Annotated in this window: 20 protein-coding genes and 1 pseudogene; 9 read left to right on the top strand and 12 right to left on the bottom strand. The window is 52.1% G+C overall.

Annotated features, from left to right (window positions below; translation table 11 throughout):
• The first annotated feature begins 111 nt into the window (after positions 1 to 111).
• Positions 112 to 291 (top strand): hypothetical protein, encoded by a 180-nt coding sequence (locus tag FGQ86_RS16280; protein WP_171031569.1) that lies wholly within the window; start codon positions 112 to 114, stop codon positions 289 to 291.
• Here FGQ86_RS16280 and FGQ86_RS12800 read toward each other — a convergent pair.
• From FGQ86_RS12800 to FGQ86_RS12765, 8 genes and pseudogenes are all read right to left on the bottom strand, one after another.
• Positions 214 to 588, bottom strand: a complete 375-nt coding sequence (locus FGQ86_RS12800; protein WP_138304431.1) for an HNH endonuclease signature motif containing protein — start codon at positions 586 to 588, stop codon at positions 214 to 216. The two genes, FGQ86_RS16280 and FGQ86_RS12800, sit on opposite strands and share 78 nt — an antisense overlap.
• Before the next feature lie 122 nt (positions 589 to 710).
• Positions 711 to 1,136: a hypothetical protein gene (locus FGQ86_RS12795; RefSeq protein WP_138304430.1), complete on the bottom strand. Its 426-nt coding sequence runs from the start codon at positions 1,134 to 1,136 to the stop codon at positions 711 to 713.
• A 52-nt stretch (positions 1,137 to 1,188) separates the two neighbouring features.
• Positions 1,189 to 2,552, bottom strand: a pseudogene (locus FGQ86_RS12790) (DEAD/DEAH box helicase).
• Positions 2,549 to 2,836 carry a VRR-NUC domain-containing protein gene (locus FGQ86_RS12785; protein ID WP_138304428.1) on the bottom strand — a complete coding sequence of 96 codons (288 nt, stop codon included), beginning with the start codon at positions 2,834 to 2,836 and terminating at the stop codon, positions 2,549 to 2,551. The pseudogene FGQ86_RS12790 and the gene FGQ86_RS12785 overlap by 4 nt, the downstream one beginning before the upstream one ends.
• On the bottom strand, positions 2,793 to 3,071 hold the full coding sequence (locus FGQ86_RS12780) for a YozE family protein (RefSeq protein WP_138304427.1): 279 nt from the start codon (positions 3,069 to 3,071) through the stop codon (positions 2,793 to 2,795). The genes FGQ86_RS12785 and FGQ86_RS12780 overlap by 44 nt, the downstream gene beginning before the upstream one ends.
• 88 nt (positions 3,072 to 3,159) lie before the next feature.
• Positions 3,160 to 5,397 carry a phage/plasmid primase, P4 family gene (locus FGQ86_RS12775; protein WP_171031571.1) on the bottom strand — a complete coding sequence of 746 codons (2,238 nt, stop codon included), beginning with the start codon at positions 5,395 to 5,397 and terminating at the stop codon, positions 3,160 to 3,162.
• Positions 5,388 to 5,807, bottom strand: a complete 420-nt coding sequence (locus tag FGQ86_RS12770) for a DUF4406 domain-containing protein (RefSeq protein ID WP_066864707.1) — start codon at positions 5,805 to 5,807, stop codon at positions 5,388 to 5,390. The genes FGQ86_RS12775 and FGQ86_RS12770 overlap by 10 nt, the downstream gene beginning before the upstream one ends.
• A complete protein-coding gene (locus tag FGQ86_RS12765) occupies positions 5,794 to 6,036 on the bottom strand; it encodes a hypothetical protein (RefSeq protein WP_138304425.1) in 243 nt (80 codons plus the stop codon). Before FGQ86_RS12765 ends, FGQ86_RS12770 begins: the two co-directional genes overlap by 14 nt.
• Before the next feature lie 296 nt (positions 6,037 to 6,332).
• Here FGQ86_RS12765 and FGQ86_RS12760 point away from each other — a divergent pair, with 296 nt between their 5' ends.
• From FGQ86_RS12760 to FGQ86_RS12730, 8 genes are all read left to right on the top strand, one after another.
• Positions 6,333 to 6,704 carry a DUF3796 domain-containing protein gene (locus tag FGQ86_RS12760; protein WP_138304424.1) on the top strand — a complete coding sequence of 124 codons (372 nt, stop codon included), beginning with the start codon at positions 6,333 to 6,335 and terminating at the stop codon, positions 6,702 to 6,704.
• On the top strand, positions 6,691 to 6,888 hold the full coding sequence (locus FGQ86_RS12755) for a helix-turn-helix transcriptional regulator (RefSeq protein WP_014387067.1): 198 nt from the start codon (positions 6,691 to 6,693) through the stop codon (positions 6,886 to 6,888). The genes FGQ86_RS12760 and FGQ86_RS12755 overlap by 14 nt, the downstream gene beginning before the upstream one ends.
• Before the next feature lie 306 nt (positions 6,889 to 7,194).
• Positions 7,195 to 7,365, top strand: a complete 171-nt coding sequence (locus FGQ86_RS16275; RefSeq protein ID WP_171031570.1) for a hypothetical protein — start codon at positions 7,195 to 7,197, stop codon at positions 7,363 to 7,365.
• The gene (locus FGQ86_RS12750; protein WP_138304423.1) at positions 7,331 to 7,660 is read left to right on the top strand and encodes a hypothetical protein; all 330 of its coding nucleotides are present in this window, start codon (positions 7,331 to 7,333) and stop codon (positions 7,658 to 7,660) included. Before FGQ86_RS16275 ends, FGQ86_RS12750 begins: the two co-directional genes overlap by 35 nt.
• Positions 7,653 to 8,813, top strand: a complete 1,161-nt coding sequence (locus tag FGQ86_RS12745) for a DUF2800 domain-containing protein (protein ID WP_138304421.1) — start codon at positions 7,653 to 7,655, stop codon at positions 8,811 to 8,813. Before FGQ86_RS12750 ends, FGQ86_RS12745 begins: the two co-directional genes overlap by 8 nt.
• Positions 8,794 to 9,357, top strand: a complete 564-nt coding sequence (locus tag FGQ86_RS12740; RefSeq protein WP_009269281.1) for a DUF2815 family protein — start codon at positions 8,794 to 8,796, stop codon at positions 9,355 to 9,357. The genes FGQ86_RS12745 and FGQ86_RS12740 overlap by 20 nt, the downstream gene beginning before the upstream one ends.
• A 65-nt stretch (positions 9,358 to 9,422) precedes the next feature.
• Positions 9,423 to 9,602 (top strand): hypothetical protein, encoded by a 180-nt coding sequence (locus FGQ86_RS12735; RefSeq protein WP_138304420.1) that lies wholly within the window; start codon positions 9,423 to 9,425, stop codon positions 9,600 to 9,602.
• A gap of 70 nt (positions 9,603 to 9,672) precedes the next feature.
• Complete coding sequence (locus tag FGQ86_RS12730) at positions 9,673 to 12,582, top strand: DNA polymerase (RefSeq protein ID WP_347562522.1); 2,910 nt, start codon at positions 9,673 to 9,675, stop codon at positions 12,580 to 12,582.
• 41 nt (positions 12,583 to 12,623) lie between these two features.
• On the opposite strand, the gene FGQ86_RS12725 is transcribed toward FGQ86_RS12730, so the two are convergent.
• From FGQ86_RS12725 to FGQ86_RS12710, 4 genes are all read right to left on the bottom strand, one after another.
• Complete coding sequence (locus FGQ86_RS12725) at positions 12,624 to 13,229, bottom strand: sigma-70 family RNA polymerase sigma factor (protein WP_138304417.1); 606 nt, start codon at positions 13,227 to 13,229, stop codon at positions 12,624 to 12,626.
• Between the two features lie 473 nt (positions 13,230 to 13,702).
• On the bottom strand, positions 13,703 to 14,188 hold the full coding sequence (locus tag FGQ86_RS12720; protein ID WP_138304416.1) for a hypothetical protein: 486 nt from the start codon (positions 14,186 to 14,188) through the stop codon (positions 13,703 to 13,705).
• A 36-nt stretch (positions 14,189 to 14,224) separates the two neighbouring features.
• On the bottom strand, positions 14,225 to 14,872 hold the full coding sequence (locus tag FGQ86_RS12715) for a flavin reductase (RefSeq protein WP_138304414.1): 648 nt from the start codon (positions 14,870 to 14,872) through the stop codon (positions 14,225 to 14,227).
• A gap of 34 nt (positions 14,873 to 14,906) precedes the next feature.
• Positions 14,907 to 16,772: a helix-turn-helix transcriptional regulator gene (locus tag FGQ86_RS12710; protein ID WP_138304412.1), complete on the bottom strand. Its 1,866-nt coding sequence runs from the start codon at positions 16,770 to 16,772 to the stop codon at positions 14,907 to 14,909.

Genomic DNA, 16,772 nt, shown 5'->3' with positions numbered 1-16,772 from the left:
ATGATATACTTGCCTTGTCCCAGTGGTAAGTCTTGACAAGCGAAGATGCCTGTGGAGGAGTAGTGGCAGCACATGGGACCATTGTCACTATTTCTGAAGGAGGTGCTGCCTATGGTAGCAGATATCGCAACTATTACATCTTTTGTTATACTTGTAGTCACAAAGTTGACCGCTATTCCTCTTCTCTTCGACTGGCTTACCCGCCTAAAAGCATCACGGTCTATCCGTGATTTTTTTATGCCACCTATCACCACGCTCTGCATGGATCTTTGCGTGGCACGAAGAACATAATGCCATCAGGTTCTCCTCGCTGTGATCTCCGCCCTCTGCCAGAGGCTTGATGTGATGCACCTGCTCCGCCTTAATAAAACGTCCTTCCTCAAAACACTTTTCACAAAGCGGGTGTGCATTCATATAACGGTCACGGATGCGTTTCCACGCACGTCCATATTTTCGTTTGGCTGCCGGGTCGCGGCCGTACTTCTCATATCGTTGGTTCTCTATTTTTTGATGTTCCTCACAGAACCTGCCATCCGTCAGCTTGGGACAGCCGGGGTAGGAACACGGTCGTTTTGGTTTCCTTGGCATCGGCTCACCTCGCTTTCCGGGCAAAAGGAAAGCCCTGCAGGATTGCTCCCGCAAGGCTCGTTCCTTGTCCTGTTTTTCTGATTCTAACTATATCACAGGGACAAGGTGTATTGCAGTGGCTTTTAGTGGCTTATTTCGGAAACGGCGTCCAACGCCCTGTGGTGGAGACGATACAGCCACCGAAGCTCATAACCCATGTCCACGGCGATCTGCTCCCAGGATTTGAAACACAGATACCGCAGTTCCAGAAGAGTCTGGTACTCCGTATTCTGGACAGCCTTGATGTTATGGACGATGTCTTTTTTCGTCTGCACCAGTTTGCAGATGTCCCCATTGATTTCAGCTTCCAGTTCAATGATGGAAAGGATGGCGTCCTCCATACGGTGGAGGTTCCTCGTCTCACTTCCGGGCATATCCGAATAGGTCGCAGTCGCCCGTGTGGCAAGGTCATTCAGTGACGCCACCTGCTCCATCTTGCTCTGTATCCGCTGGTCAATGCGGAACGCCTGGGAAAGGTACTCCTTTATTTCCGTCTGCTGCTTGTTCATAGGCACTACCTCCGAAAAAAATTGCTTCCCTCGAATTTGCCTTGATTGACTCTCATTTTCTAAGGTTTGCCCGAACCGCATCAATCAGCGCCGACTGCGTCCTGTCCTTGTACCGTAGGGCTTTCAGAATGCGCTCATCAATGGTGCCGTCCGTGATGATGTGCTGCACGACTACAGTCTGGGACGCCTGTCCCTGCCGGTAAAGCCGCGCCACCGTCTGCTGGTACAGTTCCAGGCTCCATGTCAGGCCAAACCAGCAGAGGGCAGAACCGCCACTCTGGAGGTTCAGCCCGTGGCCGGCAGAAGCGGGATGGATCAGCGCCACAGGGAGTTCGCCCCGGTTCCACTTTGCGATGCTGGCGTCAGAATCCAGCCTTGCAAAGCCGATCTTCTTCATCCGCAGCCGTTCCTCGATGCGGTCAAGGTCATGCTGGTACCAGTACGCCACCAGCAGGGGCTTCCCGTTCATGCTTTCGATGATGTCCTCCAGCGCATCCAGCTTTTGGTCGTGGATATGCTCCACATCCCCGACATCCGTATAGACCGCTCCGTTTGCCATCTGGGAGAGCTTGCCGGACAGCACGCCGGCATTGGCCGCTGTGACTTCACCCTTATCAAGCTGCGCCGTCAGATCTTCGCACATCTCATCGTAAATGGCCTGCTCCGGCTCCTCCATATACACCCGGTACTCGCTGCTTACAAGTTCCGGCATCTTAAGGTGGTCGGAGGCTTTCATGGAAATGGTAATGTCGGAGATCTTGTCATAGATCCGTTTCTCCGCTCCCGGCAGGGGCTTATAGGAATATACCACCTGCCCGTTCATCCGATCCGGCCGGAAATAGTCCTGGCGGTACTTGGTGATAAACCGCCCCAGCCGCTGTCCCATATCCAGCACCTTGAACTCAGCGAACAGGTCCATCAGCCCGTTCCCGGACGGGGTACCCGTAAGGCCAATGACGCGCTTTGCCCTGGGGCGCACCTTCATCAGCGATTTGAACCGCTTGCTGTTCCAGTTTTTGAAGGACGAAAGCTCGTCCAGCACGATGGCGTCAAATTCAAAGGGGACATTTTCCACCATCCATTGGACGTTCTCACGGTTGATGATGTAGATGTCTGCATCCCTGCGGAATGCCTCCAGCCGCTCTTTTTCCGTGCCGACCGCCACGGAATAACGGACATCTTTCAGATGGTCCCACTTTTCAATCTCCTGGGCCCAGGTATTCCTCGCCACCCGCAGCGGTGCGATCACCAGGACGCGGGTAATCTCGAAGTAGTCGAACAGCAGGTCGTACAACGCCGTCAGCGTGATTGCCGTCTTGCTCAACCTAAGCCCATATCTAACAAGACTGCAGCAACGGTATGGCTTTCGATATACTCGATAGCATATTGCTGATAATCATGTGGTATGAACTTCATTCGGCATCACCTCCAATCTCTGAAATAATGTGCGGGATCTGGCTCTCGTCATCCAGGACGAATACCAGAAACCCCAGCCGCCGCAAAAGCCGTATCCTTGACTCCTGCAGCGGTCGCAGCTTTTCGCCAGGGGCCTTGACTTCCACGAAGCCGCATTTCCCATCCGGCAATAGGATAAGGCGGTCGGGAACCCCGGAAAATCCCGGCGATACGAACTTTGGCGCAATCCCGCCTTTGGCCTTAACTGCCTGAACCAGCTTTTGTTCGATGGTTTTCTCTCTCATGGTTTTCATATTCCTCCCAACATTCCACAAGGGCATCCATAACTTCCTGACTTGCACCGCGATGCTCAAGATACCCGACCAGCGTTTTTAAGCGCCGCCTTTTAGGAAATCCGTCCCCCTCTGCTTTCATGCTCCTGGCAAGAATCCCCTTGGCGGAATTGTCCTTTAAATGGTTCTTTATCATCCATGTGTAAAAAAGCATTTTCAACCTCCGTTTTTCCTGTGTGACGGTCATGCACCTCTTCCCCCGATTCTCTCTTATATATTGTTTTTTTATCTCCTTAGAGCAACTCTGGCAGAGAGGTACATGACCTACACACCTGCTAATCCTCGAATTCCGATTTGAGCTTCAGCCCGTAAATAATCACGCCTGTACGGGTACGCTTTCTCGCCACACCCGTGGATTCCAGCGCAGAGTAAAAGTCAGTCGTACTCCGGGTGTATTCGCCCATCTGCAGGCAGTAGCTCCTGTAGGCGTTATAAAACTCCCCGGATTTTGCTTCAAAATCATCCCCCATCTCGCAGCAGTCATCCAGGAAGTGGGACAGCCAGTCGTTGTTCTCCTTGTATTTCTGAATGGCGTCCCGCACCACTTTGGGCTGGACGATTTTGTAATCATTTCCGATGACGCGCTTTGCGCCCTCGATGATCCATTGAAGGACTGCGCCGCCCGCCGTTTTGAACAGGAAGTCCGCATAGTTCTTGATATCGGCCTTTCCCTCGATCTTGGCGTTGAAGGGGATCACGATGAGCCGCCGCCAGGTACCCTGGTCAATCGCCCCGACCCTGGGCAGGTGGTTGGTATACAGCACCAGCGTGTGGGTGGGGACATAGGAGAACGGCGCCTTGTACTTTTTCTCCGCATAGATCTCGTCCGTGGAGCAGAGCTGCTTGACGTTGGATGTGTTCAGGCGCATCCCTTCCTCCAGCTCGGCGGCGATGATCATCCGCTTGCCCTTGGCTTCCGCCAGTTCCGGCTTCACGTTGCGCTTGCAGCCCACAGTCAGGGTGTCTGCGGACATATTGCCGGAGTAGGTGCCAAGCACACGGGCGATGGTGTTCCAGAAGGTAGATTTTCCGTTCCGGCCCTCGCCGTAGGCAATGACCAGGGCTTCAATGTAGACCTTGCCGATGGCGGCAAGCCCCACGATCTCCTGCACATAGCGGATCAGGTCGGCGTCCCCCTGGAAGAAGGTCTGGAGGGCGTCCTCCCAGACATCCATGCCGTCCCCAGACGGGTCCACCGCCGTCTGTTTCGTGATATAGTCCTGGGCGTTGTGTTCCCGGATCGCCCCCGTCCTCAGATCGCAGGTGCCGGACGGCAGATTCAGTAAAAACTCATCCGCATCCAGGACGCGCTGCTCGATCTGGATCATCGGACGGGCTTCCTTTAAGGCCGCCGAGATGTATTTGGTATCCCGGCGCTTGATGGCATACTTCCGGTAGGTCTCCGCCCGTTCGTATTTCTCAAAGGAGCGCCGTTGGGCTTCATTGAATGCCGCCATCGCTTTCTTGGCGCCCATCGCAGCGAGCATGGCCCATGCGCCGTTATCCGACATCTCCTTCATGCACCGCTGTATCTCGGTTTCCGCCTCCTCAAGCTGTCTCGCGGTCAGCTCCTGGGCAATACCTTGGGCGTTGGGCTGGGATTCTTCCCAGAACGAGCCGTTGAACACGATGTAATCCGTAGCCGGGGAGAAGCGGAGCCGATCCATGTACTCCCGCGACAATACAATCGCCTGGCCTACATCCGAGAAATCCTCCGGCATCAGCAGGAAGTCCTGGTTGTACTGCTCCGGCGGGATATATCCCTCCTGGGCAGCTACCTTCGCGCCGAACTTCACGGCGCTGGCCCAGATACCCGCAAGTTCCGCATCATCCAGCGGCGGGCTGCATTTTTCCGCTTCCTTCAAGAACTGCTTATGAGCTTCCTCCGTATTCCCCAGCCGCTTGATGATCCGGCCGGCGTAATGGGACATGGTCTTGTTCCGGGAACCCTCCGGGATCTGCCCCTGCGCCTCGTCCCACTCCGCAAAGTGGTCTGCCAGGAACGCATCAATGGTAATCTCGCCGTCATACACCTCGACCGCCGCATTCTTTACCCCGAAAAGGAACCGGGCGCTGTCTTTAGCCCCGTCATCGAAATAGGGGTAATCGGCAATCAGCTTGTCCTTCCATGAACTGTAAAGAGCTGCATCCGTTGTCTCCGTGCAGATAAAATACACATGGAACCGTGGCCTGGGGCCTCGTTTTCCTTTCTGCTTCATGTGGCTCCTGCTGTAGACAAAAATCATCCCCACGCCCGGAAAGTCCATCGCCACGTCAAAGGGCGTGAGCCAGTCGTCCGGGTCGTCCGAGTGGTCGTTATCGCAGTCCATCGGCAGACAGTCCGCTTTCAGAAAATTGTCCACGCTGCGGTAGTTCTGCTTATATGCCGCGCATACATGGTCGAAGGCCGCCGCCTGCCGCATGGTATCCGCATCCGTGACCGTCACGGGATTCGGATACACGCAGTTTGACCGGCTGCCCACCGTCGCGGCGTCATAGATTGTCATCTGCATTCTGTTTCCTCCATATCCTCCGTAAAATAACGGATTGTCATATTTTTCTGCTTCGCCTTTCCAATCTCCCGGCGCATCCCGTCTGACACCTCGCCGCCGAACACCCAGAGCTGCTCACACTTGCCCAGCAGCACCAGATCCATAAAGATCGCCAGCTCCCGCTCCGTTTCCTCTGATAAGAACTGCGGGAACAGCAGGTGCGGCGCAATGGGGATCATGCCGGCGTCTGCTGCAAACCGGCTGTACCGCCTTGCTTTTTTGGTATTGCCCTCCGTATCCCCGGAGTACGGGGAGCAGATATACACCAACGGCCGGTATCTCGCCGCCTTTTCCTCCTGGGCAACTTTCGTGAGGGCTTCATAGGCAGTCGGGTCGTAGTAACCTTCACTGTTATATTTACTGACTCCCATAAGCGCCCCTCACTTTATACATCTCAATTAGATCCGTGCGGCCAAGCTGCACCAGCCGCTCATAGCTTTTCTGCCTGTCCGCATCATTCCGCGCCGTGGTCTTACAAAACGGGCAGTCCTTCCCGTGGAAGTCATTGTCACCCAAGCAGACGCACACACCGTCCTTGTTGGCAAAGCAGTCCCGATGCGCCGTGCAATGCGGCAGACCTTTTGATTTCGCTGTTCCCATAGCTCTTTCCGTCCTTTCTCTGAAAATTGAGCGGCTTACACCTCTCTAATTGTGAAAGGACAGAAATCCTCCATTTCAGCGGTGGGTGTCTGGACCTTTTCAAAATCCAAGGGCGGAAAATCCACATTCCAAGAGAAAACAGCCAGACTGGGGACACCTTGCCCTGCAAACACTTGATAGCCAGAATCTTCTAAAAATAATTTTTGCACTGTTATTCAATGCCTTGACTATCGCCAATGTATGTGGTATATTTATCTCATAAAGAGTGAAATACACCACATTTAGGAGGATAGTTTATGAAATCAAAACGCTATTTATATGGACTTATGGGCTTGCTCTCTCTATTAGGTTTTATTGGCGTTTTCACAGAAGCAAAGTCTTTTCTTGGCTTCTTTGCCTTTGCAGTTGATTTTGAATATTTCTTCATCAAATCAGATGAAATGTTGGAGGAATACATGAACAAGTCAGCTTCACGCGCATTTTACTGCGGAATGATTTCTGTGGCACTTGTTTCTTTTGTCTGTTTCTTTGCTGGGATAAAAGAAGAAAAGGAAGCTCTGATAACAGGTCTTGCATTTGGCTGGGCGGTATCCGTTGTAATCTATGCTTTATCTACTGCTTACTACGGCTTCAAAGAAAAATGGGGGCTGGAAAATGATAAAGAATAGAATTAAGGAGTATCGAGCCAAGTATGACATGAAGCAGGAAGACTTGGCAAAGTTGGTGGGCGTCCGAAGAGAAACCATAGGGAATTTAGAAAAAGGCAGATATAATCCATCATTGGTGTTAGCGTGGAACATAGCGAAAGTATTCAATGTTTCAATCGAAGATATTTTTACTGTAGAGAATTAAACATCAGCCGCAACCAGCAGCACCACCGAGCAGGAAATCTTGAAAGAGGTTCCCTGCTCTTTTTATGCCCGGATGCCGGGAGAAAGGCAATCACGAACCGTCGTTCCACCATGCCCGCATCCTGCTGAAATGCGAACTGCCGCTGTCAGATTTTCCGCTAAAAAACACCGCTAAAAAAAGCCGTCCTTGTCCTTTCAGAAGTGAGAGGCACAGGGACGGCAAAATTTTTCTCCGCTGAAAAATCCCGGTTCTGTCCTTTCAGAGACAGAGGGGCAGGAAAGCCGCTCGGAAACGGAGGTGCTGCGGATGCAGGAAAACACGGAGACAACCAGAGGCAGGCAGCTTGACGAGGAACTCGCCGATGTGCTGATCGCTATCAGCGTGATCGCGAAGCGTCTCGCCAGAAAGCTGCAGACGGCAAATCAGGAAGGAGGAACGCCGGATGGGGAAAATGAGCGACCTGGACTTACAGATTAAGGAGCTGCGCTCCTGCGGGGAAACCATCATCGAAATCGCCAATACGCTGGCGGGGATGTTTTCTTCCCAGGCGGCGGAGGATGCGCCGCCGAAGAAGAAGCCGAAAGCACTCACCCTTGAGGAAGTGCGCCACCGCATGACGGTGATTGCCCAGGCCGGGTACTCGGCGGAGGTGAAAGCCCTCATCACAAAGTACGGAGCGAGGAAGCTGTCGGATATCGACCCTTCTAAATTTGAAGGGCTTCTGAAGGAAGCGGATGCGCTCGGAAAGCCGGAGGCGGGAAACGATGGGTAAGCATTCCTTCCTTTCCGCTTCCGCAAGCCACAGGTGGATCAACTGCCCGCCATCGGCACGGCTCTGCGAGGAGTATGAGGACAGGCCCAGCGAATACGCCCAGGAGGGGACCGACTGCCATGAACTGTGCGCCTATAAGGTGGAAAAAGCCCTTGGCCGCAGTGCGAAAGACCCCACAGAGAACCTGACCTACTACTCCCAGGAGATGGAGGACTGCGCCGACGGCTACTGCGCCTTTGTGTTGGAGGAAGTTGCAAATGCCAGAAAACGCTGCGCCGACCCGCTGGTGCTTGTGGAGCAGCGGCTCGACTATTCCCGCTATGTGGGGATCGAGGGCAGCTTTGGCACCGGAGACTGCGTCATCGTCTCGGACGGGCTTCTCCACATCATTGACTACAAGCACGGGCTTGGCGTCCTGGTGTCGGCGGAGAAGAACAGCCAGCTTTCCTGCTATGCGCTGGGCGCCCTCGACCTGTTCGATGGCATCTACGATATTGCGCAGGTCAGCCTTACCATCTACCAGCCACGCCGGGAGAATGTCAGCACATACACCATGAGCCGGGAAGAACTTCTGGCCTGGGCTGAGACCATGCTTGCCCCTGCCGCAAAGCTGGCATACGAGGGCAAGGGCGAGTTCAAAGCCGGCGACCACTGTCAGTTCTGCAAGGCAAGGGCCAACTGCCGCAAGCGGACGGAATATAACCTGGAACTGGCACGATATGACTTCGAGATGCCCGCGCTCCTGGGAGATGATGAGGTCGCCGCTATTCTTACCAAAGCGGACGAACTGGTCTCCTGGGCTGGGGACGTTAAGGACTACGCCCTGCAGAAAGCCCTCTCCGGAACGAAGTTTGCAGGATTCAAAGTGGTGGAGGGCCGCTCCAACCGGAAGTACACCGATGAAAGCGCGGTTGCCAGGGTGGTTGAAGACGCCGGCTACGAACCCTATGAGAAGAAACTGCTGGGCATCACGGCCATGAGCCAGACCCTTGGCCGGAAAAAATTTGAAGAACTGCTCGGCGGTCTTGTCTACAAGCCGCCCGGCAAACCCGTACTTGTGCCGGAGAGCGATAAGCGCCCGGCCATGAACACAGCCATAAACGATTTCAAAGAAAATGAGGAGGACAACCATTATGGCAAAGATTGTGAATAAGACGAAGGTTATCACCGGCCCCAGAACCCGCTGGAGCTATGCGAATGTCTGGGACCCCAAGAGCATCAACGGCGGCACGCCCAAGTACAGCGTCAGCCTGATCATCCCGAAGTCCGATAAGAAAACCGTGGAAGCCATCAAAGCGGCGATCCAGGCGGCTTATGAGGAGGGTGAGTCCAAGCTGAAGGGCAACGGCAAGACCGTCCCCGCCCTCTCGGTCATCAAGACCCCGCTGCGTGACGGCGACGCAGAACGCCCCGACGATCCGGTCTATGCGGATGCCTACTTCATCAACGCCAATTCCGCTACCGCCCCCGGCATCGTGGATGCGGACCTGAACCCCATCCTGGAGCGTTCCGAGGTGTACTCCGGTGTATACGGCAGGGCCAGCATCAACCTGTATGCCTTTAACTCCAACGGCAACCGGGGCATCGCCTGCGGGCTGAACAACCTGCAGAAGATCTCCGATGGGGAGCCGCTGGGCGGCAAGAGCCGTGCCGAGGATGATTTCTCCACCGAGGACGATGACGATTATCTTTCCTGAGACAACACAGGGCGGCAGTCACCGCTGCCGCCCACCCATTCAAAGAAAATGCGAGGTAAATGGATATGACAGAGCTTTATGAGTTCGCAAAACAATTCGATGTGATCGTGATTTTCATTCTCCTGTACGGATTTGCCATTGGCAGCATCGTGTACTGGATCACCGACTTCCTGCACTGGTGTTGGACAAAGTTTAAGAAGCACAGGGAGAAAAAGCGCCAGGCGGCAAAACAGCCGGAGGAATAAGCAATGCACACCGGGCGGCGGGAACAGCACTCCTGCCGCCCATTTTTATGGAGGTAACAGCACTATGGCAATCCACACCCTATCTATCGACGTGGAGACCTTTTCCGATGTCGATCTGAAAAAATGCGGCGTGTATAAATACGCTTCATCCCCTAATTTTGAAATCCTGCTCTTTGGCGTGTCCGTGAACGGCGGCAAGGTCACCGTATATGACCTGGCGTCCGGCGATACCGTGCCGGAAGATATTATCCGAGCGCTCTCGGACAATTCCGTAATCAAATGGGCGTACAATGCGTCCTTCGAGCGTATTTGCCTTTCTGTCTGGCTGCGCCGAAACTATCCGCAGTATTTTTCCTCTTACAGCATAGAGGATGATACCGTCCGGAATTACCTTGACCCGTCCTCCTGGCGATGCCCCTTGGTATGGGGCGCGTACATGGGGCTGCCCCTCTCTCTGGAGGGAATCGGCAAAGTCCTCAAGCTGGAAAACCAGAAGATGGCTGAGGGCAAGGCGCTCATCCGCTATTTCTGCGTCCCCTGCAAGCCTACCAAAGCCAACGGCGGCAGGACGCGCAACCTCCCGGAGCATGACCCGGTGAAGTGGACAACTTTTATCGCGTACAACAAGCGGGATGTGGAAACTGAGATGGCGATCCAGCAGAAGCTGTCGAAGTTTCCCGTACCGGAGTTCCTGTGGGAGGAATACCATCTCGACCAGGAGATCAACGACCGGGGCATACAGCTTGACATGGCACTGGTGGAACAGGCCATTGCCATTGATGCGCGTTCCAGGGAAGAACTCTCCGCAAAGATGCGGCAGCTTACCGCCCTGGAAAACCCGAACTCCGTCCAGCAGGTGAAAGAATGGCTCACAAAGCACGGCCTTGAGGTGGACTCCCTGGATAAGAAAGCCGTGAAGGAACTGCTGAAAACCGCGCCGCCAGAACTCGCCGAGGTGCTGGAGCTGCGCCGGCAGCTTGCCAAGTCCTCTGTGAAAAAGTACCAGGCGATGCAGAACGCCGTATGCGCGGACGGCAGGGCGAGAGGGATGTTCCAGTTTTACGGCGCAAACCGCAGCGGCCGCTGGGCGGGCAGGCTGATCCAGCTGCAGAATCTGCCGCAGAACCACATGGCACATCTGGAGGATGCGAGAAGCCTTGTCCGTTCCGGGGATTACGCCCTGCTCTCTGCACTGTATGACTCCGTACCGGAAGTCCTGTCGGAACTCATCCGCACGGCGTTTGTGCCGAGGGACGGGTACAAATTCATTGTTTCTGACTTCTCCGCCATCGAAGCCCGTGTGCTTTCATTTTTGGCCGGCGAATCCTGGCGGCTGAAGGTCTTTGATGAGGGCGGCGATATTTACTGTGCTTCTGCAAGCAAGATGTTTCATGTGCCGGTAGAAAAGCACGGGCAGAATGCCCACCTCAGACAGAAAGGCAAGCAGGCGGAACTTGCCTGTATTGCAGAAGGGCAGCTTGTCCTTACAGATAAAGGACTGATTCCGATTGAGGCTGTAACTACCGACCATAGGCTGTGGGATGGGCAAAATTGGGTAACCCATGAAGGTGTCATATATAAAGGAGAACGTGAGGTAATAGATTATGAAGGACTTAGAGCGACCCCAGACCACCTCGTATGGGTCGAGGGGAAACCGGAGCCGGTACAGTTTGGACTCGCCGCCGCCTGCGGCGCACATCTCGTACAAACCGGAGATGGTAGGAAAGCGATACGGCTGGGTGAAGATTATCAGCGCCGAGAAACGTTGGAACAAATCGATGAACCATTGCTATGTACTGACGCAATGCACAGGATGCGGCTCAGTCCAGTGGCAGTGTCTTACCAACCTCAGAACCGGAAAATCCAAGGGCTGCCAGAGATGCTCACAGCCACGTATGATTCCCTCTTGGCTGGACAGGCGGCTGACAGCGGCAAAACAGCGATGCGAGAATCCAAACGATCCGGGATACCGAAATTACGGTGGCCGGGGAATAAAATTTATGTTTCCGAGCGTAAAAGAAGCAGGGCTTTACCTGTTGAATACCTACGGACTTCCGAAAAGGGAACTCGAAATCGACCGTATCGACAACAACAAAGATTATGCGCCGGGCAATCTCCGCTTTGTAACCCATACGGAAAACAACAGCAACAAGAGATGCACCGTACTCAGTCATTTTTCGCAGATGTACTGGCCTTATGCCAAGCCGGTTGTAATCCGCAAGCTCTCCCAGGGGCTGACCAGGGACGAGATCATTCGGGACGCGGAAACGGCTGTATTCGAAAGGCGGAAAAACTGGAAAGGCATCAGCGCAAGGCTCGACTTTATGACATACGAAATGCCGGAGAGCATCATCGTTTTACCGTATCGGGAAAACTTGTCCACAACTGCGGGTACGGAGGTTCCGTTGGCGCATTGAAGGCCATGGGAGCCTTAGAAGCCGGAATGACTGAGGAAGAACTCCAGCCCCTCGTAGACGCCTGGCGCACCTCCAATCCGAATATCGTGCAGTTCTGGTGGGATGTGGACAATGCGGTGAAAACCACCGTCCGCCAGCGGCTGGACACAGAGACGCATGGCATCCGGTTCCGCTACCGCAGCGGGATGCTGTTCATCATTCTGCCTTCCAGCCGGCAGCTCTGCTATGTGAAGCCCAAGATGGGCGTCAACAAATTCGGCGGCGACTCCGTTACCTATGAGGGTGTTGGCAGCACAAAGAAGTGGGAACGCATCGAATCCTACGGGCCGAAATTCGTGGAAAACATCGTTCAGGCGGTTTCCAGGGATATCCTCATGTACGCCATACGGACGCTTTCCCACTGTTTTATTGTCGGCCATATCCACGATGAGCTAATCATCGAGTGCAGTATGGGCGTCTCTTTGGACGCTGTATGTGAGCAGATGGGAAGGACGCCGCCGTGGATCAAGGGCCTGAATCTCCGGGCAGACGGCTATGAGACAATGTTCTACAAGAAAGACTGAAAAAGGCGGTGCCTATCGTAATGATAAGCACCGACCACTTTTTAACAGTTAAAGATGTCTTTTACCAGCGGCTGCACCAGACTGCGGATCTTTTTAATATCATCCGACACTGTGCGTTGCTTGATGCCAAGCTCGTCCGCCATTTCCTGCTGGGTGGCTCCATCGTAGAGCAGACGAAAGATCCTGCCGTACTTGGGCTTTATCTCGCTTAGCATGGAGATGAGGTCTTCCAGGATTGTTTCGTAGATGATGTTTTCCTCAAATGATCCTTCGGCAATTGGTTCCGCCCCCTCATCCATCAGTACGGAGAGGGAGGCGGGCTTATTCCGCTCACGGCTGGCCTCTGAGAAGTGCTTGCATTTCTCGCAACGGTTACTTTCCGAGCAGCGGATCAGCCTACCATTTTTACCCTTTACCATGCAGCGTCCATCCCGGTCTTCCCGTTTGATTTCTGCCCAGATCGGCGCCATGTACGCCCGATACTCCTCCTCGGTCGCATCGACCATGACTACCTTGCATTTGCGGTTGCCGATGCGGCGCCAGGTGACGTCTTCCGGTTTGAAGCCAAAATCATGGATGATCTCGTCCGTTACTACCATCGGGATCTGGAACTTCTTTGACTCTGTGTTACTCTGACTGGCTTTCATTTCGTGTCCTTTCACCGCTCACCGAGCGGTGGACACGAAGAAAGCCGGTGCATCTGATGACACACCGACTCCGGCAGCCTTGTGATGGCATGGCGAGAAAACGGTGGACATCGGATTTTCCTGAACCAGCACAATAACGCCAGTTTCAGACTTCCATATGTATCCACCGCTCTGCTTAACGCGCGTACTTCACAAAGCGGATTTGATTTATTTCAAAGGTGTTCCCTTTGATAATTCCATTTTAGCCGCTTCGTGCAGGATACGGAATTGTAAGCACATTTCCATGTTTCGCTCTCAAAGGCTCGGAAAATGAGCAAAAAAATAGAGCCATACATGACCGTTAAGGTCACATATGGCTCTGTTAGGCACTTTTCATGTTATTTTGAGCATGGTAATCGGATTTCCATGTTTTCGGATGCAAAAATAAAAAACTTGCTGTAATCCCATTCTTTATCCATTTGGTATTCCTATGGTCAGCCTTTTTCCTTTTCCACCCAGTTATATTTTTCATTTTTGTATTGGCTGATAAACTCGTCCCGGTCGTCAAAATGATGCCCCATTAAATTCGGGCGGATATAATCACGAACAGCAAGAATCGTGTCTTTAGAAGTACCATTATCCACCAGCGCCATCATCGCAAGGATATAGCCTACATACATCCCATTCAAATATCCATCCTGATGGAGATTGGCAACCAGCAACTTATCAGGCAGACCACTATATCCTTTAGGAACAAGGCCTTCTTTAAAAAGCTGTTCTGACCATAATGCTGCCAGCTTCTGTTCTATGTCTGGATTATTACGCAGTCGCTTGATAGTTTCCGGGAGGTCTTTTACCCGCCCCTCCAAATCATCAAAGAACATATTGACTGCTATTTTGACAAGTTCTTTTATTCTATTATTGGCCTCGGTTTTTGCTTCATCCACAACGCCATCGCCAAGACGTACATTTTCACTCATAGGGCTCCTCCTCAAATTTTAACTTCCTTTCATGAATCAATCATACTTCTCAATATACACAGTCGCAATCGCTGACTGATTTGGCTTCCCGGTGATAAGGTCCTGCGGTGCAGGAACAAGCAGCATAAATCCATCTTTGCCATATCTCTGTTCATACCCCTGCGCATACGTTTCCTCCACAGAAATATGCTGCACTTGCCCGATCACCATAGCAGTTATTCCCGCACCGCTTAAATCCTGCACTTCTTTCAGGGTGCATTCCATAGTAAGAAACGCCTCATTGATTACAGGTGCGGGAATAGTTTTTGCGCTGGAAACAGTAAAACCTCCTTCTGCAAATTCGTCATCGTCTATTTCGTTGTGATGAATGGTGTTCACCAAATTATCATAATAACTTATCGGAAGGAAGTTGATGCAAAAACATTTTTCCCTTTGGATATTAGCATAGGTGTGAGTATGCTGATATAAATTGCCCATCACAGCAAAGAAAGCGGTCTTATCCCCGTGAAAGCAACTCCACGAATGAAAGCACACATTCGGTTTGCCGTTCTCTTTCCAAGTAGTGATAGCAAACAAAACGGTTGGTATGCCCGCTGTTACTTCAAAATGGGAAAACAATTCAAATTCTTCCGGATAGGCTGGCTTAAAATACTGAGGGAAATCCTTTTCAATCTCTATTTTCATCTCTGGCTCCTGTTAAAATATGGATTTTGTGGACTTACAGCGGACTCGCACCCTGCTCCTGCAGAAATGCCTGTATTTCCGGGATTGATTTTGGGTACATATTCTTCAGCACAAACCGATACCAATTGTGGTCATTGTTGTTCCATAACAGCTTATGTCCAGAGCGTTGAATCAGGTAATCACTCATATCCCAAGGGAGATGAGCGGCAAGGCACATCAACACCACATTATTGAGAGTTCCAATGGTATCTCCATTGATGATATGCCCGATAGTCTTTTCTGTGATCATAGTTCGACGGGAGAGTTCTGCCTGTGAGATGCCTCTCCATTTCAATAGTTCTTTCCATGCTTTCGTATAGTTGTTGGAAAGACCGTCCAATACTCTGGCTTCCTCCATAACCGTATCACGGATGAGTTTTTTTCTGCTTTCCGCATCAAGTTCTCCGTTTTCTCCATTATACACGATATCAAAGTCGATGGGAGAACCTTTGTCGCGGTTCAGAAAACATTCCCGGTGATAGCGTTCCTCTACCTTGCCCCGAATAGAGAGATCAAATGCCAGACAGCACTCATCCACATGATACCGAGCGTAGTCGGTCATCAAAGTCTCGCCAGCTTCATTCTGATACACATACCTTGGATGGTTCAGAACAAAGTGCGAATCGATATAAACATAGTGCCCGGCATCTTTTAGCTTTGGGTTAACAAGGCTCTGGATTGCCGCATCCTGTGCCGGAATGGAATAAGTCTGATTATGCTTGATTGAGCCTTTCTTATAGGCGTGTGGCTTTACATAATGTCCGCCTATGTAGATAAAGGCTCCCGCCGCTTCCTCATACCCGGCGTCAATCATACGCAGTTTAGCCGCAGTCCGGGAAACCATAAAGAATGTCGCCAATTCCTCGATAACAAAGGGCATCAACTCACACAGTTCAAAAATGCCCAGTTCATCGCGGTATTTCCGGATCATCGCAGATGCTTTCCGCTTGAACATGGCAAGCGGCATTTGGATGCGGGGAGCAAGGGCGTTCGCCTGCCACTCCATCCATTTGGTATCGTCATTATTTGGGCCTTCTACACCGCCAACTACCTTACACTTGATCTGGCTTGCATCCTCATTATATAGCTGTTCAAGTGCAAAAGCCTTTTTATGAAGTTCCCAATGGACGCATTCATGAACAATTGTATTATTGTAAGCTCCAAGATTTCGCTGGAAAGCCACAGACGGGTCAACAATAACGGTTCCTGGCATGACATGCTTTACCGTCTCCGCCTCTTTCTCTCCGTCATACAGTTTAGCGTCCGTTTCACGAAAATAGATCTGCCCGAAAACGTTCATGTCCTTCGATATGCGATGCCGAATCACTGTGAGTTTCATCCGCTTTGCCAGTTCGGATGGATCAACCCACATCGGCTGCAGGAGGGCCTCTTTGTAGTACTTTCGCAGGAACGTCTCGGCTTCTTTTTCAAGATTATCTTTATAGATGATTGGCACGAGCGCATTGGACATAGGGCGCCTCTGACGGTTACGGCTGTTATACACGAGGACATCATAAATATCCAGATCGCTAAGCCCACAATCCAGACCGCCACGGCAGCGAACCATGAGCCATTGATGAGTTGCCTCAGTTTCATCGTTATGATATCGATCCTCATCATGGACAATGAGCGTAGCGTCCATAACCACATCAAATTCTATAGCAGAGCCGGGGAGATCAGACACATCCACAAATTGCAGATCTGTTTCATAAAGTTCTATTTCGCCGACATTTCGGACTCTGTTAAGGCGCAAATCGAGAACAGAAGGGTCAACCGAACGCAAAAACTCTTCAATTTCCTTCCAGATCTGATTGTCGAGGTTGTTCTCAACATATTCCTTGAATGATCGGCTTTTCCTCAC

The sequence above is a fragment of the Clostridium sp. BSD2780061688st1 H5 genome, assembly GCF_005845155.1.
Classification (GTDB): domain Bacteria; phylum Bacillota; class Clostridia; order Lachnospirales; family Lachnospiraceae; genus Claveliimonas; species Claveliimonas intestinigallinarum.
This window is presented reverse-complemented; position numbering and strand designations above follow the sequence as displayed.